Annotated in this window: 17 protein-coding genes and 3 pseudogenes; all 20 read left to right on the top strand. The window is 30.9% G+C overall.

The features are described 5' to 3' along the window. Window positions 1-134: 134 nt before the first annotated feature. The 20 genes and pseudogenes from J3D55_RS22610 (at window position 135) to J3D55_RS19145 (ending at window position 20654) form a co-directional block, all read left to right on the top strand. Window positions 135-1035: pseudogene (locus J3D55_RS22610) on the top strand (NAD(P)/FAD-dependent oxidoreductase). 119 nt (window positions 1036-1154) lie between these two features. Continuing rightward, window positions 1155-1481 carry an ArsR/SmtB family transcription factor gene (locus J3D55_RS19225; RefSeq protein ID WP_259135156.1) on the top strand — a complete coding sequence of 109 codons (327 nt, stop codon included), beginning with the start codon at window positions 1155-1157 and terminating at the stop codon, window positions 1479-1481. Between the two features lie 56 nt (window positions 1482-1537). Further along, the gene (locus tag J3D55_RS19220) at window positions 1538-2011 is read left to right on the top strand and encodes a DUF6428 family protein (protein ID WP_259133458.1); all 474 of its coding nucleotides are present in this window, start codon (window positions 1538-1540) and stop codon (window positions 2009-2011) included. A 132-nt stretch (window positions 2012-2143) separates the two neighbouring features. Further along, entirely contained in the window at window positions 2144-2560 is a 417-nt protein-coding gene (locus tag J3D55_RS19215) for an arsenate reductase ArsC (protein WP_259133456.1), read from the top strand. Between the two features lie 106 nt (window positions 2561-2666). Further along, window positions 2667-3933: pseudogene (gene glyA, locus J3D55_RS19210) on the top strand (serine hydroxymethyltransferase). Between the two features lie 63 nt (window positions 3934-3996). Further along, the gene (locus tag J3D55_RS19205; protein WP_259133454.1) at window positions 3997-4455 is read left to right on the top strand and encodes a regulatory protein RecX; all 459 of its coding nucleotides are present in this window, start codon (window positions 3997-3999) and stop codon (window positions 4453-4455) included. Between the two features lie 354 nt (window positions 4456-4809). Then, entirely contained in the window at window positions 4810-6738 is a 1929-nt protein-coding gene (locus J3D55_RS19200) for a polysaccharide biosynthesis protein (protein WP_259133452.1), read from the top strand. A gap of 41 nt (window positions 6739-6779) precedes the next feature. Next, the gene (locus J3D55_RS19195; protein ID WP_259133450.1) at window positions 6780-7598 is read left to right on the top strand and encodes a polysaccharide biosynthesis/export family protein; all 819 of its coding nucleotides are present in this window, start codon (window positions 6780-6782) and stop codon (window positions 7596-7598) included. Between the two features lie 4 nt (window positions 7599-7602). After that, window positions 7603-8892: a GumC domain-containing protein gene (locus J3D55_RS22420; protein ID WP_310467330.1), complete on the top strand. Its 1290-nt coding sequence runs from the start codon at window positions 7603-7605 to the stop codon at window positions 8890-8892. An 82-nt stretch (window positions 8893-8974) separates the two neighbouring features. Further along, on the top strand, window positions 8975-9967 hold the full coding sequence (locus J3D55_RS22415) for a polysaccharide biosynthesis tyrosine autokinase (RefSeq protein ID WP_310467512.1): 993 nt from the start codon (window positions 8975-8977) through the stop codon (window positions 9965-9967). Window positions 9968-9970: 3 nt separating this feature from the next. Then, window positions 9971-11275, top strand: a complete 1305-nt coding sequence (locus tag J3D55_RS19185; RefSeq protein ID WP_310467328.1) for a nucleotide sugar dehydrogenase — start codon at window positions 9971-9973, stop codon at window positions 11273-11275. A 116-nt stretch (window positions 11276-11391) separates the two neighbouring features. Beyond that, window positions 11392-12696, top strand: a complete 1305-nt coding sequence (locus J3D55_RS19180; protein ID WP_259133442.1) for a flippase — start codon at window positions 11392-11394, stop codon at window positions 12694-12696. Between the two features lie 5 nt (window positions 12697-12701). Continuing rightward, the gene (gene glf / locus J3D55_RS19175) at window positions 12702-13811 is read left to right on the top strand and encodes a UDP-galactopyranose mutase (protein WP_259133440.1); all 1110 of its coding nucleotides are present in this window, start codon (window positions 12702-12704) and stop codon (window positions 13809-13811) included. Then, window positions 13808-15052 (top strand): glycosyltransferase, encoded by a 1245-nt coding sequence (locus J3D55_RS19170; RefSeq protein ID WP_259133438.1) that lies wholly within the window; start codon window positions 13808-13810, stop codon window positions 15050-15052. The genes glf and J3D55_RS19170 overlap by 4 nt, the downstream gene beginning before the upstream one ends. Window positions 15053-15096: 44 nt before the next feature. Then, the gene (locus tag J3D55_RS19165; protein WP_259133435.1) at window positions 15097-15711 is read left to right on the top strand and encodes a CatB-related O-acetyltransferase; all 615 of its coding nucleotides are present in this window, start codon (window positions 15097-15099) and stop codon (window positions 15709-15711) included. Beyond that, window positions 15708-16584, top strand: a pseudogene (locus tag J3D55_RS19160) (glycosyltransferase family 2 protein). The gene J3D55_RS19165 and the pseudogene J3D55_RS19160 overlap by 4 nt, the downstream one beginning before the upstream one ends. Continuing rightward, a complete protein-coding gene (locus J3D55_RS19155) occupies window positions 16581-17576 on the top strand; it encodes a CgeB family protein (RefSeq protein WP_259133433.1) in 996 nt (331 codons plus the stop codon). The pseudogene J3D55_RS19160 and the gene J3D55_RS19155 overlap by 4 nt, the downstream one beginning before the upstream one ends. 1 nt (window position 17577) lies before the next feature. Beyond that, the gene (locus J3D55_RS19150; RefSeq protein ID WP_259133432.1) at window positions 17578-18690 is read left to right on the top strand and encodes an EpsG family protein; all 1113 of its coding nucleotides are present in this window, start codon (window positions 17578-17580) and stop codon (window positions 18688-18690) included. Between the two features lie 59 nt (window positions 18691-18749). After that, complete coding sequence (locus J3D55_RS22605; protein ID WP_374759511.1) at window positions 18750-19823, top strand: EpsG family protein; 1074 nt, start codon at window positions 18750-18752, stop codon at window positions 19821-19823. Window positions 19824-19826: 3 nt separating this feature from the next. Then, window positions 19827-20654: a glycosyltransferase gene (locus tag J3D55_RS19145; RefSeq protein ID WP_259133410.1), complete on the top strand. Its 828-nt coding sequence runs from the start codon at window positions 19827-19829 to the stop codon at window positions 20652-20654. Window positions 20655-20752 lie beyond the last annotated feature (98 nt).

Below are 20752 nucleotides of genomic sequence, written 5' to 3'. Positions count from 1 at the left end.
GCAAATATAAAAATTATTATTGCGATGTTGTCGCATTAATGAAAATTTCTTTCTACATTTGCAACAACCAACAACCAACAACCAACAACCAACAACCAACAACCAACAACCAACAACCAACAACCAACAAAATCATGGAACAGAATTTTGATGTCATCATCATCGGAGGAAGTTATTCGGGATTATCTGCCGCAATGGCTTTAGGAAGATCTTTAAGAAAAGTTTTACTTATCGACAGCGGAAAACCTTGCAACAGACAAACGCGACATTCACATAATTTCATTACCCACGACGGAAAAACGCCGAAAGAAATTTCTGATCTGGCGAAAGAGCAAGTTTTGAAATACGAAACCGTAAAATTTCATAATGGAATAGTGGTAAAAACATCAAAAAATAATGAAGGTTTTGAAATCGAAACAGAAAGCAACGAAAAATTTTATGCTAAAAAACTGATTCTTGCTTCAGGAATTAAAGACATCATGCCGAATATTCCGGGATTTGCAGAATGTTGGGGGATTTCTGTGATTCATTGTCCGTATTGTCATGGTTACGAAGTGAAAGGAAAAGCGACGGGAATTCTTTCCAACGGTGATATCGCTTTTGATTTTTCAAAACTGGTTTTTAATTTAACAAAAGAAACTGACCTTATTTACCAACGGAAAATCAACTTTAAATGAAGCGCAAGTCGAAAAATTTAACCAAAATAAAATCAATCTCATTGAAGACGAGATCGAAAAAATTGAACACGAAAACGGACAAATCCAAAAGGTGATATTTAAAAATGGTAAAGAAATTCCATTACAGGCTTTGTATGCGAAAATCCCTTTTGAACAAAATATAAATGTTAAAGATTTAGGAGTAGAATTGACGGAACAGGGTTTTATCAACGTTGATTTTATGCAGAAAACAAATATTGAAGGCGTTTTTGTGTGCGGAGATAATGTAACCATGATGAGATCTGTTGCCAATGCGGTCGCTCAGGGAAATTTCGCCGGAGCTGTTGTCAATAAAGAACTTTCGGAGGAAGAATTTTAAAGTTTAATTCATATTTTTTCTATTCCTCACCTTATTTCTGTGGGGAATTTTTGATTTAAATAAAAAAAATATTGGTCACTAAAATTATTAATCGTAATATTGCGATATAGATTTACATGATGGGAGCAACCAAAACAGATTTTTTCACCGAACAGCAAAACAAAATTGCAACGATTGCAAAAGCTTTGGGACATCCTGCAAGAGTTGCTATCATTGAATATTTACTGAGAGTAAACGAATGTATCTGCGGAGATATTGTGAATGAACTTCCTCTTGCGCAACCTACAGTTTCTCAACATCTGAAAGAATTGAAAAATGCAGGATTGATAAAAGGTAATATTGAAGGAAACTCAGTTTGCTATTGTATTGATGAAAAAGCATTCGAATTATTGAATGTATTTTTTTCGAATATCATTACCACCGTGAAAAAGCAAAACTGCTGTTAAAATTTTCGCAACTTATTATCGTAATATTGCGATATAACGATTTAAAATAAATAATTATGACACTAGAACAAATTAAAAAAATCCTTCCAGCATTAGATAATGTGGAATTCCAATTGGAAAACGGAACATTTGTCCCTGAACATTTTCACGTCACTGAAATAGGAATGGTTACGAAAAATTTTATCGATTGTGGCGGAACGATCAGGAAAGAAGAAAAAATAAACTTTCAGCTTTGGAATGCGGATGATTTTGAGCATCGCTTAAAACCTGAAAAATTGCTGCATATTATTACTCTTTCGGAAGAAAAATTAAGAATCGGAGATTTTGAAATTGAAGTGGAATATCAAGACTCAACCATCGGAAAATATGATTTAGAATTTAACGGAAAACATTTTGTTTTAAAAAATAAATTAACAGCCTGTCTTGCTCAAGATGCATGTGGAATTCCTCCACAAAAGCAAAAATTGAGTTTAAGTGAATTGTCAAAAAATGAGGAAGGTCGTTGCGCTCCTAATTCCGGTTGTTGCTAAACCATGAAAAATAAATTAATTAGGTATAAAAAACCAATCATTATCACGACCTCAGTTATTGTATTGCAGCTGATTTTTGGGTTTGATCCTAAGTTTTGCATCATCAATATTATTTGGTTATTTGTTTAAAATATGAAAAAGAAAATATTGGTACTTTGTACCGGAAATAGCTGCAGAAGTCAGATTGCAGAAGGGTATTTAAGATATTTTGCTCAGGAAAAAGTAGAGATTTACAGCGCTGGAATTGAAACTCACGGCGTAAATCTTAAAGCTATTGAAACGATGAAAGAAGATGGGGTCGATATTTCCCATCATACTTCAAACAACGTTGATGAATATAAAAACATCAATTTTGATTTTGTTATTACGGTTTGCGATAATGCAAAGGAAAACTGTCCGTATTTTCCGACTTCCGCTACCGTTTTTCATCATAATTTTCAGGATCCAGCGAAAGCTGTCGGAACGGATAAAGAAATCAATCAACAATTTGGAAATGTTCGTGATGAAATAAAAAAATATTGCGAAAAATTCATTAATGATGAGCTTTAATAGGATTTTATTAAATTTTAAAACTAAAAATCATGTTTAGGCATGCCAAAATTTCGGTGAAAATTCCGTACATTTGGGGTGAAAAATTTCAAAAACTAAAAGTAAAATGGACATTATTTTCGACCTGATTGAAAAAGAAAGACAAAGACAAACCCATGGAATTGAGATGATTGCATCAGAAAATTTTGTTTCTGAGAATGTAATGAAAGCAATGGGAAGCGTATTGACTAACAAATATGCAGAAGGATACCCCGGAAAAAGATATTACGGAGGATGTGAAGTAGTAGATGAGGTTGAAACTTTGGCTATTAACAGAGCAAAAGAGCTTTTCGGAGTAGATTATGCGAATGTTCAGCCACATTCTGGTTCTCAGGCAAATGCGGCAATTTATTTGGCAGTTTTGAAACCGGGAGACAAAATTATGGGGATGGATCTTTCTATGGGAGGTCACCTTACTCACGGTTCTGCTGTGAATTTCTCAGGGATTCAGTACGATGTGGTTTCTTACGGAGTTCAGCAGGAGACAGGTCTTATCGATTACGATCAGATGAGAGAAGTGGCTTTGAGAGAAAAACCAAAAATGTTGATCGCTGGTTTCTCGGCATATTCAAGAGATTTGGATTATGCAAAATTCAGAGAGGTTGCAGATGAAATCGGAGCTACACTTTGGGCAGATATCGCTCACCCTGCAGGTTTGGTGGCAAAAGGTCTTTTAAATAATCCATTCGAACATTGCCACGTTGTAACGACGACGACTCACAAGACGTTAAGAGGTCCAAGAGGAGGAATGATTATGATTGGGAAAGATTTTGAAAATACATACGGTCACAAAACACCGAAAGGAGAGATCAAAATGATGAGCCAGGTTCTTGACGGAGCTGTTTTCCCGGGAATTCAGGGAGGTCCGTTGGAGCATGTTATTGCTGGTAAAGCGGTTGCTTTTGCTGAAGCGTTGGATGATAAATTCTTAACCTACGCAAAACAGGTTCAGTCTAATGCTCAAGCTTTAGCAAAATCAATGATCGACAGAGGGTTTGATATTGTAAGCGGTGGAACAGACAATCACTTGATGCTTGTTGACCTTAGAAATAAAGGAGTAAACGGTAAAGAAACTGAAAAAGCTTTGGTTCTTGCTGATATTACTTGTAACAAAAACATGGTTCCGTTTGATGATAAGTCGCCATTCACGACTTCAGGAATCAGATTGGGAAACTGCAGCAATCACGACAAGAGGATTGAAAGAAAATGATATGGATACCCTTGCAGGATTTATTTCTGAGGTGGTTGATAATATCAAAAATGAAGAGGTTCTTACTTCTGTAAGAAAGAAAGTTAACGAATTAATGGAAGGTAAGGCATTATTTAATTATTAATACTTATCTGGATTAAAAATATAAAGAATGGGCATACTTTGCTCATTCTTTTTTTTATAAATTATGGAAAAGAAATCTTTCACTTTTAATGAAATTAAACTGAAACTGATGAATTATTGCGTTTATCAGGATCGTTGTCATGCAGAAGTGGAGCAAAAAATGAAGGAATTTCTGTTAATTGATGAAGCGAAGGAAGAAATCATGCTTTATCTTTTAAAGGAAAATTATTTGAATGAAGAAAGATTTACCAGAAGCTATATCAGAGGGAAATTTTACATTAAACATTGGGGAAAGACGAAAATTAAAATTAATTTAAAGCAGAAGCAGATTTCCGAAAAGTTGATTAATAAATGTTTTGATGAAATAGATGAAAGTGATTATGAAAAAACAATCAAAAAAATATACGAAGATTACTATTCTAAACAAAAAGGACTGAAAGAATATCAAAAAAAATCGAAAACAATAAAATATTTAATGGGTAGAGGTTTTGAATATGAGAAAATAAATGATATTTTTGAATAAAAATAATTTTAATTATTATTGAAGTTGTTTTTAAAACCTTAATGTAAAATTTGTATTTAACGTAATAATTTAAATTTAAAATAGATTATTATTGAATACTATTTATTTCCAGTAAAAATAAAATAAAAAAGAACAACCTGTAAAATTATACTTTTTGTGGTATACTTTTGGAAAAAGCGTTTGAACTATATATTAAATAAATTTTTAAATGAGAATTGTTAAAAACTCAAATGAAATTTATTTTTAAATTTAAAGTATAGATGAAATTTTATTTTAATTTTGCATGAATTGCTCGGGATGACATTTGGATAATCCGGGTTTATACCTTAATATATATGAACATAAATAAAGACAATGTACGACTCTCTTAGAAAGAAAATTTTTGGAGGAGATAACGTTGTCAGTCTCTCAGATGTAAGATACCTTCCCAGATGGATAATATTAGCAATTGATATTATTATTCTGGTAGTATCGCTATTTCTATCCACTTATATTATTGAAAAGATCACCCAGAAAGAATTCATTTATCATGAAGATAAGGGTGTTATTTTTGCGGCGATAATTGGCGCGAATGTTTTATTTATGTATATTCTTAAAACCTATGCAGGGATTATAAGACATTCTACTTTTATAGATCTTTTCAAATTATTGATCTCTTGTTTCTGTACGATGTTTGTGGTAGGAACGATCAATATTATTTATTTTTGGATTACCGGTGGAAAATTTATTCTTACTCCATACTTAATTCTTTATTTTATTATTTCCTTTATGGGCTTATTCCTGTTCAGGTTATATGTGAAGGAGTTTTTTCATATTGTGAGAGAGTACAGAAGAAGTACATTGAAGAAAAGAATTCTTGTTTTGGGGATTGATGAACAATCTATTGCCATTGCAAGAGCCATTTTGGATAATCCAAGCCTGCCTTATCATGTAGTAGGATTTCTTACTCAAAGAACAGATTCTAAAAGTGCTTCACTATTAGGAAAACCTATTCTTTCTAAAGATAAAATAGAACGAAATACCAAAGAAGAGCTTTTAATAGACGGAGTAATTATAGTAAAAGAAATGATGTCTAAAGACGAAATGAATTCTTGGGTGAATTTATTTTTGGAAAAAGATCTTAATATTTTCAAGGCTCCTTCTGTACAGAAGTTAAGAGACAGTGATTTAGGAGGTTCCATAAGAACTCTTCAGATTGAAGATTTATTGAACAGAAAACCTATTAAAATTGAAAATGAAGAGGTTAAGAGCAGACATTACAATAAAAGTATTTTAGTAACGGGTGGTGCAGGATCTATCGGAAGTGAAATTGTAAGACAGGTAGCGCAATTTAGCCCTTCTTTGATCGTTGTTCTGGATCAGGCAGAAACACCTTTATATGATATTGAACTTGAGATGAAGGATAAATTTCCTCATATCAGGTTTAAATTTGTTTTGGCAGATGTTTCTAATAAGCATAGGATTGAACCATTATTCCAGGCCTATAATTTCTCGATGGTTTATCATGCTGCAGCTTACAAACATGTTCCCTTGGTTGAAGAAAATCCACATGAAGGGATTTTGGTAAATGTGTTAGGTTCAAAAATCATAGCCACTCTTTCGAGTAAATATAAGGTCAACAGATTTGTAATGATTTCCACGGATAAAGCAGTAAACCCCACCAATGTGATGGGGGCTTCGAAAAGAGCTGCAGAATTATTTGTTCAGTCATTACAAGATGTGGAAGGAAATACGACGAAATTCATCACAACAAGATTTGGAAATGTCTTAGGATCAAACGGTTCTGTAATTCCTCATTTTAAAAAGCAAATTGAAGCCGGAGGACCGGTTACCATTACCCATCCGGATATTGTAAGATATTTTATGACGATTCCTGAAGCCTGCGAATTGGTACTGCAAGCGGGAACAATGGGACAAGGGGGAGAGATTTTCGTTTTTGATATGGGTGAACCCGTTAAGATTTTGGATCTAGCCAACAGAATGATAAAATTATCTGGATTTGAACCTAATATTGATATAAAAATTATTTATACAGGTTTAAGACCGGGAGAAAAGTTGTACGAAGAACTATTGAGCGATGGTGCAAAAACACTTCCTACTCATAATGATAAAATTATGATCTCAAAAGATCAGAGTATGGAGTTTTTAGAAATAGAAAGTATGATAAATCTGGTTACTAAAGCGGCAATCCGAAGAGACAAAGTAGAAGTGGTAAGGATTTTGAAAACAATCGTACCTGAGTTTAGAAGTAACAATTCTATTTACGAAATACTGGATAAATAGAAAAAATATAAAATGTATATTTGTACAATTTTTAAAACATAATGAAAGGTAAAATACTGGCTGTAATCACAACACTTGTCTTAGTTTCATGTAAAACTAATCCCAACGCACACAATGATCTGAATTATCTGCAGAATATAGAAAATGTTGCATTAGAAGCTTCAACTAAAAATTCTCAACCCACAATTCAGCCTGGAGATCAGTTGATCGTTCTTGTTACGGCTAAGGATACAGATGTTGTAAAACCATTTAATCAAAATTATTCATCGTCAGAGTTTATCCAGACAAATGCTTTAGCAGGCGGAAATACTCCAGGTCAAGGAACTGTGAATATTTCAGGACCTTCATATATTGTAGACATCAATGGAGATATAGATTTTCCTATTTTAGGAAGACTTAATACTTCTAATAAAACATTAATAGAATTCAAAGATGAGCTGAGAAGCAAAATGGCAGAATTCGTTATTAATCCAACGGTAAGTGTAAGACTCGCTAATTTTAAAATAACAATTTTAGGTGAGGTAAACAGACAGGGAGATTACATTGTTAGCAACGGTCAGGCAACCATTTTAAATGCGCTTGGAATGGCAGGAGATCTTACCGCATTTGGTAAAAGAAACGATGTATTGGTGATAAGAACAGAGAATGGACAAATAACCCATGGAAGAGTAAACTTACAGGATGCAAACCTTATAAACTCACCTTATTATCATTTGAGACAAGGAGATGCAATAATTGTGTCTGCAAACAACACAAAAGATACAGCTTCTAAGCAAAATCCTAATACGCCACTCATTTTATCTGCTATTTCCATAGGTGTTACAGCTATAGCAGTAGTAATAGGTTTATTTAAGAAATAAAAACATGATGAAAAAGAACACTTATGTTGTGGAAACAGAAAATTCTGAATTACATATCCGTGAGATAATACAACCTTATTTAAAAAGTTGGTACTGGGTTATAATTAGTATCATTGTAGCTGTAATTTTCACTTATTTATACCTTAGGAAACAAGTGTCTGTATTTGAGGTTGCTTCTACAGTACTTATTAAAGATTCTAAAGCAAATAATGGAGGAACCCAGGATTTTGCCGTATTAAGAGATATTTCCGGGATAGGAAAAATTGGGAGTAATGGCGTAGAAAATGAGATGGAAATCTTTAAATCTAAAAAATTAATAAGAGAAGTTGTAAAGGGATTAGGTCTTGAGACAGATGTTTTTCAGGGAGATATAAAACATGAACTTTTTGGTGAAACATCCCCTGTAAAAGTAAGAGTGATCCAGGAAAAGCAGACTCTTGCAAAAGTTTCTCGCTTAATGAATTTAAAGATAAGCGGTGAAAAACTAGAATTTGGATCAGAAGGTATTCCTACAATTACTACCACTTTTAATAAAATAATAAGTTTGCCGTTTGCGAATATAATGATATTGAAAAACGAGCAATATGTATCAAAGAATAAAACGAATGAAGTATTATTAGATATTTCTAATGTTGAGAATAAAACAGATAGATATCAAGGTGCACTGAACGTAACTTTAATAAATAAAGATGCAACGGTTATTAAGTTAGCTATGAATTATAGTGAAACTAATAAAGCTAAAGCAATTATAAATAGGTTAGTGCAAGTATATAATGAAGATGCAATTGCAGATAAAAATACAGAATTTAGTAATACCGCGAAATTTATAGATGGTCGTATTACACAAGTTGGAAAAGACTTAGGTGATGTTGAAAATGAAAAAGAGAAATTCAAACAGCATAATCAAATTTCAGATATAGAAACGGAAATTAAGCTTGGGTTGGAGACAAATGCTGAAGCTAAAAGTAAGGAACTAGAAATAAGTGCTCAACTAGAACTTACGGATGCTTTAATGGGCTATGTTTCGAATCAGAATTCCTATCAGACACTTCCTAGTAATGTAGGACTAAGTAATCCTAATGCTACGACCAATATCGGCACCTACAACCAATTGGTTTTGGAAAGAAATAGACTATTAGAAAGTGCTACTCCTCAAAACCCATTGGTAATTGATGTTACAAAACAGATTAATAACATTCGAGGTTTCTGTAATCCAAAGTTTAGAAAAAAACAAAATAGGTCTTCAATTAGCAAAAAATGGGTTATCATCAGAACAAAATGTTATTTCAGGTAAAATTGCTAAGGTTCCTGCTCAGGAAAAACTTTTCAGAAGTATTGAGAGACAACAACAAATAAAAGAATCATTATACCTGCTTTTGCTGCAAAAAAGAGAAGAAACAGCAATTTCTATGGCTGTTACAGTTCCCAAAGCTAGAGTTATTGATGAAGCGTATATTGGTTTTCAGGTGGCTCCAAAATCAATGGTAGTTCTTTTGTCTGGATTTTTATTTGGATTAATATTCCCGATAGCTATTATTTATCTACAGGAATTATTTAATAATAAAGTAAAAACGAAACATGATCTGGAGAAACTGACCCAAAAGAAACCAATTATTGGAGAAATTCCAAGTATGGAAAGAGGGCAGGATGAATTAGTAAAAATGAACGACCTGTCACCAATGGCAGAATCTTTCAGAATACTAATTACCAACATGAATTTCATGTTTCCTAAAAGCCTTAAATTGGGAAGAACAGTATTTGTAACTTCCACCGTGAAAGGAGAGGGTAAAACCCATGTATCTGTAAATCTTGCCTTAACAATAGCAAGTCCTAAAAAGAAAGTAATTATTATCGGTTCAGATATCAGAAATCCTCAATTACAGAGATATAATACGGAAAGAAAAAATTTATCAGGTCTTACAGAATTCCTTTATGATGATCATATTTCTGCAGATAATGTGATCCATCAAAGTGCCTTTAACCCCTATTTAGATGTAATTTTCTCAGGAAGTATCCCTCCGAATCCTACAGAATTATTATCTAATGGAAGATATGAAGATCTTATTGCTGAACTAAAAAAAGTATATGATTATATAATTGTAGATACAGCACCATTAATGCTAGTGACAGATACTTTACTAATTGCGGATTTGGCAGATGTTACTCTATATGTTACAAGATCCAAACATACAGAGAAATCTCTAATTGACTTTGCTAATAAACAAATAGAAAGTCAAAGAATAAAGAATGTTGCTTTTGTACTTAATGATGTAAATAAAGAATACTTTGCGTATGGTAACAAATATGGTTATGGCTATGGCGCAGAACACAAAAACTTTTTGGATAAAATAAAAAGTCTTTTTAAATAACAAATGATGAATACACTGGAAAATTACAAGATTGCAGTAATTGGGCAAGGATATGTAGGGCTTCCATTGGCATTGGAATTTTCAAAACATTTACCGATATATGGTTTTGATATCAATGTAAAAAGAATAGAAGAGCTTAAGAATGGTGAAGACCATACACTGGAAGCCGATTCTTTTGAAATAAAGGAGCGCCTACAACAAGCTGTAGATAGTAATTTTAAAAAAGGATATATACCTTCTTGTTCCCTGGAAGAGATTTCAAATGCAAATGTCTATATCGTAACGGTACCGACACCAATAGACAGATTTAATGCTCCGGATCTTACTTTACTAATTAAAGCAAGCAAAATGCTTGGAGAAATTCTTAAAAAAGAGGATATCGTTATCTATGAATCTACAGTCTATCCGGGATGTACAGAAGAAGAATGTATCCCTGTTCTAGAAAAACAATCGGGATTAAAACTGAATGAAGATTTCTATGTAGGCTATTCTCCGGAAAGAATTGTACCGGGTGATAAGGTAAATACGCTTGTTACCATAAAGAAAGTAACTTCCGGTTCAACACCCGAAATTGCAGAAAATATAGATCAGCTTTATAAACTAATCATTGAGGCAGGAACTCATAAAGCACCAAGCATAAAGGTTGCAGAAGCTTCTAAAGCTATCGAAAATGCTCAGAGGGATGTTAATATTTCTTTTGTGAACGAATTAGCTTTAATATTTGACAGAGTAGGCATAGATACCCATGATGTGTTAGAAGCGGCAGGAACCAAATTTAATTTTTTAAAATATCGTCCCGGCTTGGTAGGAGGACACTGTATTTCTGTAGATCCTTATTATTTGGCTCATAAAGCCGTGCAGTTAGGATATCATCCTCAGGTAATTTTAAGCGGAAGAAGAGTAAATGACATGATGCCGGAATTTATTTCCGGAAAAGTTGTAAAACTGATGATCAAGAAAGGGATTCAGATTAAAAATGCCAATGCTTTAATTCTTGGAGTTACTTTTAAAGAAAATTGTCCGGATATAAGAAATACCAAAGTTGTAGATATTTATTCGGAACTAAAACAATATGGTCTTAATGTAGATATCTATGATCCTTGGGCAGATCACGAAGAGGTAAAATCGGAATATGATGTAGAAACTCTTAAGAAGCTAAAGCATGACAAAAAATATGAAGTGGTTATTTTAGCTGTTTCCCATAAAGAATTTAAAGATCTTGATATTGCTGTTCTTAAAAATGAGCAATCTGTATTATTTGATGTTAAAGCATTTTTAGAAAGAGATACTGTGGACGCGAGATTATAAAATGCAAAATGTACATCAACATTGTATTGGTTCTGTTTTATAAGTTTATTGAAGCAAATTAAATTATAGTATTCCATTAAATTCGGAAATTCTAATTTTCGTCTAAAAGATAATAAATGCGTGAGAAAAAAAAATTAATAAGAAATGTAGCATCTTTGGGAGTCATACAATTTGTTAATTATGTATTTCCATTGATTACTGTACCATATGTCTCTAGAATTATTGGTCCGGATGGGTATGGCATTATTAATTATGCTGCAGCATTTATAGGATATTTTACTCTTTTAATAGCATATGGTTTTGATTTAACTGCTACTAGAAGAATCTCGCAGAATTCTGAAAATAAAGAATATATCAATACTATTATTTCGGAAGTTATCACAGCTAGAGTAATTTTGTTTCTAGTATCCTGTATCTTATTTATGATTTCAATATACTTTTTTAAACCTATTCAAAAAGATATTTATATTGCAATTATATTGTTTGTTGGATGTATTTCTACAGTTATATCTCCACAGTATATTTTCCAAGGACTTCAAGAATTAGAAATTTTTGCAAAATTAAATTTTGTAAAAGGCATTATTAATACAGTATTAGTTTTTATTTTAATAAAAGAAAGCTCGGATTATTTTTGGATACCTACCTTATCAGTAATTTTTCTGCTCCTTATTAATATTTTTCTGTTTTTTTATGCCGTTAAAAAATTTCATATAAAGTATGAGTTTATATCTATAAAGAAGGCTTTGAACCTGATTATAAATGAGAGAATGATTTTTTTTTCTACTGTGGTTATCAGTTTATACACCTCTACCAATACTGTGGTTTTGGGGTTTTTTGCTAATAATAAAGAGGTTGGATACTATACAACCAGTCAGGGTTTTTTAAATATAGTCAATTTAATGCTAACGATTCCTATTTCTACGGCTCTTTATCCTTTTATTGGAAAAGGCTTTTCTGTATCTAGAGAACATGGGATAAATCTTATAAAAAAAATTCTGCCAATTGTTTTTTATTTAACTTTTTTTGCTTCAATTGGAATATTGATATTTGCTCCATTTTTAATTAAGCTTATTTACGGGCATAAATTTGATAATTCCATTGTTGTTTTAAAAATTATTTCATTTATACCTCTCATCGTTGGAATGTCTAATATTTTCGGAATTCAATTAATGCTAAATTTGGGCTTAGATAAAGTATTTTTTAAAGCTACTTTTATCGCCAGTATTATAGGTTTTATTCTCAACATTATAATGAGTAAATATTGGGGATACATTGGAACTGCATGGAATTGTGTAATTATTGAATGTTTAGTGACGGTATTGATGTATTTTGCATTAAAAAAAGAAAAAATTGAAATTTTTGAATCAAAATATTTTCAACTAAAGCAAATTATTTTGACATTAAAAAATAGAAAAGAATAATAACAATGAAAAAATATTTAATAATAGGATCAGGTTTTTCAGGGGCTGTGATTGCAGAACAATTGAGCAAGGATCCCGAAAACCATATTACAGTGGTAGACGACAGAGATCATATTGGAGGAAATTGTTATACAGAAAGAGATCCGGAAACAAATGTGATGGTGCATAAATATGGTCCACATATTTTCAATACAGATAATAAAGAAGTTTGGGATTATATTCAAAATTTCTGTGAAATGGTATCTTTTGTAAATCGTGTAAAATCTGTTTATAAAGGAAATGTATATTCTATGCCTATTAATTTACATACCATAAATCAGTTTTTTAATAAAGCTATGAAGCCAGAAGAAGCGAAGATTTTTATAGAATCTGTTGCTAAAAAAGATATTAATGAGCCTCAGAACTTTGAAGAACAAGCTATGAAGTTTATTGGTGAAGATCTTTATAAGGCTTTTTTTTATGGCTATACTAAAAAACAATGGGGTTGTGAACCAACAGAACTGCCTGCGAGTATTTTGAAAAGATTGCCAGTAAGATTTAATTATAATGATAATTATTATGCCAATCCATTTCAGGGGATCCCAAAAGATGGCTATACTGCGATTTTTGAAAAAATGCTGGCATCTCCTAATATTGAAGTAAAACTAAATACAAAATTTGATTCTTCGTGGGATTTGTCGGAGTTTGAACATGTATTCTATTCCGGACCGATAGACGCTTTCTTTGATTATAAATATGGAAGACTATCCTATAGAACTGTATATTTCGAAAAATCGGTTGCAGACGGAGATTATCAAGGAAATCCGGTGATCAATTATGCAGATCCTGAAGTTCCGTATACCAGAGTACACGAACATAAGCATTTTACTCCGTGGGAGCAGCACGAAAAAACAACATATTTTACAGAATACAGCAAAGAAACAGAGAAAGGGGATATCCCATATTATCCTAAAAGACTGAAAGAGGATATGGAAAAACTTTCTTTATATGAAGATGAAGTAGAGAAATTAGATAAAATTTCTTTTGTAGGAAGATTAGCTACTTATAGATATATGGATATGCATCACGTGATAGGAGAAGCTTTGGATTTAGTAAAAAATAAATTGAATTTATGAGAGTTCTTCAGATTTGTACCGGTTTTGATATTTCTTTTCATGGAGGAATAACAAATTATGTTAGAAATATTTCTAGTACAATGGCGGATAATGGGCATGATGTCACTGTACTTTACTCAAAAGATAATAAGGAGGAAAAGAATTATAGCTTTAAGACGCTTAATATAAATCCTAAGCTAAGACCTTTTCACCTCAGCAGCGTTATCACCAATAATGATGTTGATTTATTAGAAAAGATAGTAAAAGATATTTCGCCGGATATTATTCATGTACATATGATGATTGATTTGCCGGTAAAGGCTTTGGAAGTTTTCAAGAGACATGCTAAAGTGGTTATATCTCTCCATGATTATTCTTATGTATGCAACAGGATCATTCTTTTAGATGGAGATGGGAAATTATGTACAAGCAGCAACGAAAATAAAAAATGTAGTTCTTGTATTTCATTTGAAGAAACAATAGATAACCGATACATTTCTAAAGGAGTAAGAGAAGGATTAAAGCTTCTGAAAATACAACGATTAGGAAATTCTCATGGTCACCATGAAAGATTTTTAGAAGGACAAAAGTTATTTAAAAATGTAGATTGCTTAATTGCAGTTTCCAGCAGAGTAAAAGAAATTTATCAGGAAAACGGATATGATAATGATTTATTTATTGTCAATCATATCGGAAATTATACGGCCGATGAAAGCTTTAGAAATAATTTTACAGGAAGAGTGAAAAAAGATCCTTCCCAAAAATTAAAATTGGGATTCATTGGGAATTTGCATTTTCATAAAGGAGCTAATCTGTTTTTGAAATTAGTGGAAAATAGTGATCATGAATTTCATATTTATGGTGGGATAGATCCTTCTGTTTTAGAAAAAGTACAGTCAATGTCCCATGTATTTTATCATGGCAGATATCAGCACAGCGACTTAGTTAATATTTTAAAGCAAATTGATTTGGGATTGGTATTATCCATCTGGGAAGACAATGCTCCACAAGTTGTTTTTGAATTTCTGAATGCCGGAGTTCCTGTTATCGGGACGAAAATGGGTGGGATACCAGATTTCGTTAATGAAAACAATGGATTTCTTTTTGAAATCGACGAAGTGGGTATTGAATCTGTTTTACAGTTGATGAATTCTGATGAAATTTATAATTTATATAATAGGGTAATTAACACAATAAACGGGACGAAAACAGCCTCACAACATATGGATGAGCTGATGAAAATTTATAATCAGATTTTATGATCAGGTTTTTAAAACTATTAAATTTAATTCGTTCTAAAATAATTATGTTATTTAGACAATATTTGCAATCTGTGGATTGGAGATTGGCTAATGGGCATAATAGTACCACTTTAGGGAAACACTTTTCAGGCACGGAAAAGGTGAAAGTAGGGAAATATTCTTATGGTCAACTCAATATTGAAGCCTATGATCATAAAGATGAAAAATTAGTAATAGGAAACTTTGTGAGTATTGCTTCTAACGTTCGTTTTATTTTGGGTGGAAATCATCAAATTGATACTTTTTCTGCATTTCCTGTTAAATCAGTTTTTATTGAACACAATCCTCAAGATGATGCGATGACAAGAGGAGCAATAGAAGTTGAAGATGAAGTTTGGATAGGAGCAAATTCTATAATTATATCGGGTGTAAAACTAGGAAAAGGATCCATAATAGCAGCTGGAAGTGTAGTCACAAAAAATGTGGAACCATTTTCAATTGTGGGAGGAAATCCTGCGAAGTTTATCAGATGGAGAATTCCGGAAGACTTGATTGAAGACAGAAAAAAGATCAATCTGATTGATTTCGATGTAGAATTAATTAAAAAAGAGAATAGTATATTTTACAAAACACTGGATAAAGATATTTTAGATTCCATAAAAAAATTAAAGATTAGATGATGCAGGTTTCCATTATTCTCGTCAATTATAATACAAAAGTTATCACGAATAACTGCATAGATTCTATCATTTCAAAAACCAGAGATATAGAGTATGAAATTATAGTGGTTGATAATGGATCTACAGACGGTTTCTAAAGAGCATTTTGAACAGAGAAATGATATAAAATACATCTATTCTGAAAATAATCTGGGTTTTGGAACAGCCAATAATCTGGGAAGTCAACATGCGACTGGAGAATTTTTATTTATACTTAATTCTGATACGATCTTGATTGAAAATTCTATAAAAATTTTGAAAGATTATTTTCAAAATAATGAAAAACAATTAAATATTGGAGTTTTAGGAGCAGTTTTATGCGATGAAAATTTAAATATGATTAATACTGCGGGTTCATTTCCTCAGATTAAATTTTATATTTCGGATTATTTAAATTTGTATTTTAAAACAAATTATAAAACTTACGAAAAAATCCATTTTGATAATATCACAAAAGTAGATATGGTGAGTGGTGCAGACATGTTTTTAAGAAAGAAATTATTTGATGATGTACAAGGATTTGATGAGAAATTTTTCCTGTATTTTGAAGAAACCGATCTGCAGAAAAGAATCACCAACTTATCCAAAATAAATTATATCACCAACCAGACAAAGATTATTCATCTGGAAGGTGCAAGTTCCAAGGCAAATAATTGGAAAAGAATGATCATACAGGATAGCCAGACACTATATTTCAGAAAAAATGACCGTCAGAATTTTTTGAAATACGTTTTTTTTGAGCTATTATGTACTCCGATAAGATTTTTGAACTCAAATTATAGTTTTAAAGAAAATATCAGCTTCTTTAAAAATAATATAAACAAGCTTTTATGAAGATAGCCATTATAGGAAGTAAGGATTACGATAGTTTAGAATATCATCTGCATGATTCTTTGAAATTTATGGGTCACGATATTTTCCATATTGACGTAAAGGATGTTATTAAAATACCGTATAAATATAACTATTGGGCAACAAAATTTTTCCCAAAATATGACGAGTATGTTTTTACTAAAATTGCAGATCGCATTATTGATGAAAAACCCGATCTGGTAATTGGTGTTTATCGTTTTATTCATCCAAATTGTATCAGGAAAATTAAAAATGAATTGAAAAACGTAAAAGTGATTCATATTAATCCTGATGCTTTGACGACCTTTGAATATCAGCAGATCTTTGTTTCAGATTATGACCATTATTTTACCAAAGATCCTTATATTGTTGATTTTATGAAGGATAAGATGAATCTGAATGCACATTATCTTCCTGAAGCTTTTAACCAGAGAGTACATAAAACTATTAATAAGGATAAAGCTTTATTAGAGAAAGATATTAATATAGATGTTGTTACATTCGGAACAATGTATCCTTATCGCGCTAATATGGTGAAAAATCTTATTGATAATGGTGTGAATGTAAAACTATTTGGTATTCCGGATCGAAGATTTCCCCAAAAAGCAGTTGAAAATAATTTTACAAATGAATTTATAACGGGTGATAGAAAATCAGAAATTTTATTAGGTTCTAAAATTGTGTTTAATAATTTTCATTATGCCGAAATAGAATCTGTCAATGTAAAGTTTTTTGAAATTGCAGGAATAGGAGGTTTTCAAATCTGTGATTATAAGCCTATAATTAAAGAATACTCTGCAATTGATCCTGAGAAATTCACCTATAAAAATATCGATGAAGCGATAGAAAAAATAAAATATTATATTAATAAGCCTGAAGAAAGATATGCTGTTTGTGAAGAGCAAAAAAAACATTTTTTAGAGCATCATACCTACGAGAAAAGAATGCAAACAATGCTAGAATTAATAAATTAATATGGAGATTTATTTTTTTACAATATTTTTCTTAGGATTTTTTGCTCTTTTAGAAGTAAATCTTAAAGACGTTAAACGATCTGAGGTATTAATGAATACTTTAAAATTTCTAAGTTTTATAATATTGGTTAGTCAAATGGGATTTAGATGGGAAACCGGATCAGACTGGAATGCCTATTTAGATCATTATGAGAGTTTTAGAAATGAATACAGGTGGATAGGTTATCCTAACCAGATGGAATTGGGCTATGATTTTTTTGCACATATTTTTTATAAATATGCTTATGGATATTCAATATTTCTTTTTGTAAATGCATTAATTTTTTATTTGTTGATCTTTAAGACTTTAGATTTTTTTTCTAAATATTTTTTTATTACGTTACTCGTATTTTATTGTTTATTCATGGGTAATCTTGGTACTAATCGCCAATTGTTGGCATTAGCATTGGGTTTATATTCACTAACATTTTTATTTAAAAAACAGTACACCTATTACTTTCTATTAATATTTGTAGGATATTTTTTCCATGCAACGTCTTTAATTTTTATCTTCTTCTTTTTTATTAATAGAAATATTAAAGGGCATTTTCTTTTAGCATTATTATTAATATCAATAGTGATAGGCTATTCTCCTATTCCTATATATATATTCGGACTGGCAGGTGGCATTAGTGCAGAAGCTAGTAAAAAAGCTGAGTTGTATGTAAAAGCAGCTGAAAAAGAAACAGCTGTATTATCAATATTTGGTCTTTTAAAGAGGTTATTTTTCTTATTTGTTTTTTATATTGCCAGAAATAAATTACAAGAAAAAATTCCCCAGTATAATTTGATTTTTAACGGATACTTTCTAGGGATACTATTTTATTTTATATTTAGTAAATCATTACTTGTAATGATTAGTAGAGGAAGTTTGTATTTTAACGCAATGGAGCCTATTCTTATGGGATTTCTGCTTTTATTAGTGGAAGATAAGAAAAAAAGGATGATATTAATGATTCCGTTATTAATCATTGCAATTATAGACTTCAACCAATCAATAGGCGCTTACAAAGACCTTTTTGATCCTTATAAAGGAATATTTTATAATGTAAATTATCGTAGACTTATGTATTAATATAATTGCTGGTAATATGAGAGAAGATAAGTGTTTAAATGTAATTTAAAGAGTTGCTAATGATACCATTATTTGTATTTCTTTTGTTAAGTTTTTCTTTTAATAATAAATTATTAGCTGGTCAGAAAACAACTATTTTCATTATCTGTTTATTCTTTTGGTGGTTTTTAGAAAGCTTCAGATGGGAAAGCGGAACAGATTTTTATAATTATTATAACAATTTTGACGGACTCCGAGTAAGCCACCTTCGAACAGACAGATTCGAATTGGGATACAATCTTTTAGTATTATTTTGCAGAGACTATTTACATTTTACATATTATATTTTTAATTCTCTTTACTATGGAGTAATATTTGTGCTGTATTTTTTTTCTGTAAAGAAAGTTACTCAAAATCCTGTATTATTTTTATTCATTTTCTTTTGCTTTTCCGTTGGGTTAATGGGAAGTACAAGACAGTTAATGGCAGTGTCCATTATGTTTTTTGCAACCATATATTTTTTAGAAAAGAAAAAGATATGGTTTATTTTATGTATTATTTTGGCATCTTTCTTCCATAGAACAATAATAATTTGTTTAGTTTTTGTTTTGCTAAATAATAATATCAGATATAGATATTGGCTTTACATCATTGCGTTTGCTTTTATAACACAAATTAGTGGATTGAATACATTCATTATGGGAAAAGCAATTTTAATTTTACCTGAAGCATTTTCCCAAAGATTTTCCAGTTATTTATCAGAACCAGTATCTGAAAGTATAAATTTGAAAATCTATTTGTTTGGAATCTTTAGGCGTCTTTTACCGATCATACTATTGTTTATTTATAAAGATAAACTGAATAAACTGGTAGAAAATAATATGCTGCGATATATTCTGAATATATTGTTCTTTTCACTATTTGCTTATATAATACTGTCTTTTAGTTTTACATTTATTATATCTAGAATTAGTATTTATTTCAATATTTTTGAAGCAGTTTTTTATACATGGTTATTATATATATTTATACAAGAAAAAAAATATATGTATGTTGTAGCATTGATATCATTTTTTTTACTGTTATGCGTAAAATATATTATGTTCTACCCCAATTTATTTTTACCTTATAAAACTATATTTTTCACCTTATAAACTATGGAAATTCATTTTTTTGAAAGAAATCCTGCGGAAGGACAAATAAGTATAGAAAAACTTTTTTCTGTGATAAAAGAAGAATTGGGTAGAAAAAATATTGTTTATAAAGCATTTATTAATCCTTATTCTCTCTCGAAATTTTTTAAAGCTCTTGATTATTTCAAAAAAAATCAGGGAGATATCAATCATATTACCGGAGATATACATTGGGTTTCATTAGCATTGGATTCTAGAAAGACACTACTTACTGTTCACGATTTATCTGGTTTATATCAATATACAGGAATCAAAAAACTCTTGTATTATTTAATCTGGGTATATTTACCTTTAAAAAAATTAAAATACATTACTGTAATTTCCGAGAAAACGAAACAGGAAATCATAAAATTAGTACCTTCTGTTGCAAATAAAATTCAGGTAATTCCCAATTGTATTACGATTGATATTTTACCTTTTGAATTAAAACAAGATCAGGGTAAAGCCAAAATTCTGATCGTAGGCACAAGATCAAATAAAAATATCGAAAGAGTTTTACAAGCTTGCATAGATCTGGATGTTCAACTTACGATTGTAGGAAAATTGGATGAGATTCAGTTGCGTATTTTAGAAGGAAATAATCAGGACTATAATAATTATGTCAATATTTCAGATGATGATCTGAAGAAATTATATGATGAAAACGACATATTATGTTTTCCGTCTTTGTATGAAGGATTTGGGCTGCCAATATTAGAAGCACAGGCAAGAAACTGTGTCGTTATTACTTCTGATTTTCGCCCTATGAACGATGTTGCCGGAAACCGGAGCATTACTTATAGATCCTTATAATACAGAGGAAATAAGAAATTCAATAATAAAAATTATATCTGATGATGATATAAGAAAAGAATTAATTTTAAAAGGACAAGAAAATGTGAAGAAATACA

The organism is Chryseobacterium ginsenosidimutans (assembly GCF_024807225.1).
Classification (GTDB): domain Bacteria; phylum Bacteroidota; class Bacteroidia; order Flavobacteriales; family Weeksellaceae; genus Chryseobacterium; species Chryseobacterium ginsenosidimutans.
Note: the sequence above shows the minus strand (reverse complement) of the source record. Positions and strands in the feature narration are given on the sequence as shown.

Excerpts from the sequence above, each read along its gene's own strand:
- J3D55_RS19225 (WP_259135156.1), top strand. The coding sequence starts at position 1,155 with ATGGGAGCAACCAAAACAGATTTTTTCACCGAACAGCAAAACAAAATT.
- J3D55_RS19220 (WP_259133458.1), top strand. The coding sequence starts at position 1,538 with ATGACACTAGAACAAATTAAAAAAATCCTTCCAGCATTAGATAATGTG.
- J3D55_RS19215 (WP_259133456.1), top strand. The coding sequence starts at position 2,144 with ATGAAAAAGAAAATATTGGTACTTTGTACCGGAAATAGCTGCAGAAGT.
- J3D55_RS19205 (WP_259133454.1), top strand. The coding sequence starts at position 3,997 with ATGGAAAAGAAATCTTTCACTTTTAATGAAATTAAACTGAAACTGATG.
- J3D55_RS19200 (WP_259133452.1), top strand. The coding sequence starts at position 4,810 with ATGTACGACTCTCTTAGAAAGAAAATTTTTGGAGGAGATAACGTTGTC.
- J3D55_RS19195 (WP_259133450.1), top strand. The coding sequence starts at position 6,780 with ATGAAAGGTAAAATACTGGCTGTAATCACAACACTTGTCTTAGTTTCA.
- J3D55_RS22420 (WP_310467330.1), top strand. The coding sequence starts at position 7,603 with ATGATGAAAAAGAACACTTATGTTGTGGAAACAGAAAATTCTGAATTA.
- J3D55_RS19185 (WP_310467328.1), top strand. The coding sequence starts at position 9,971 with ATGATGAATACACTGGAAAATTACAAGATTGCAGTAATTGGGCAAGGA.
- J3D55_RS19180 (WP_259133442.1), top strand. The coding sequence starts at position 11,392 with ATGCGTGAGAAAAAAAAATTAATAAGAAATGTAGCATCTTTGGGAGTC.
- glf (WP_259133440.1), top strand. The coding sequence starts at position 12,702 with ATGAAAAAATATTTAATAATAGGATCAGGTTTTTCAGGGGCTGTGATT.
- J3D55_RS19170 (WP_259133438.1), top strand. The coding sequence starts at position 13,808 with ATGAGAGTTCTTCAGATTTGTACCGGTTTTGATATTTCTTTTCATGGA.
- J3D55_RS19165 (WP_259133435.1), top strand. The coding sequence starts at position 15,097 with ATGTTATTTAGACAATATTTGCAATCTGTGGATTGGAGATTGGCTAAT.
- J3D55_RS19155 (WP_259133433.1), top strand. The coding sequence starts at position 16,581 with ATGAAGATAGCCATTATAGGAAGTAAGGATTACGATAGTTTAGAATAT.
- J3D55_RS19150 (WP_259133432.1), top strand. The coding sequence starts at position 17,578 with ATGGAGATTTATTTTTTTACAATATTTTTCTTAGGATTTTTTGCTCTT.
- J3D55_RS22605 (WP_374759511.1), top strand. The coding sequence starts at position 18,750 with ATGATACCATTATTTGTATTTCTTTTGTTAAGTTTTTCTTTTAATAAT.
- J3D55_RS19145 (WP_259133410.1), top strand. The coding sequence starts at position 19,827 with ATGGAAATTCATTTTTTTGAAAGAAATCCTGCGGAAGGACAAATAAGT.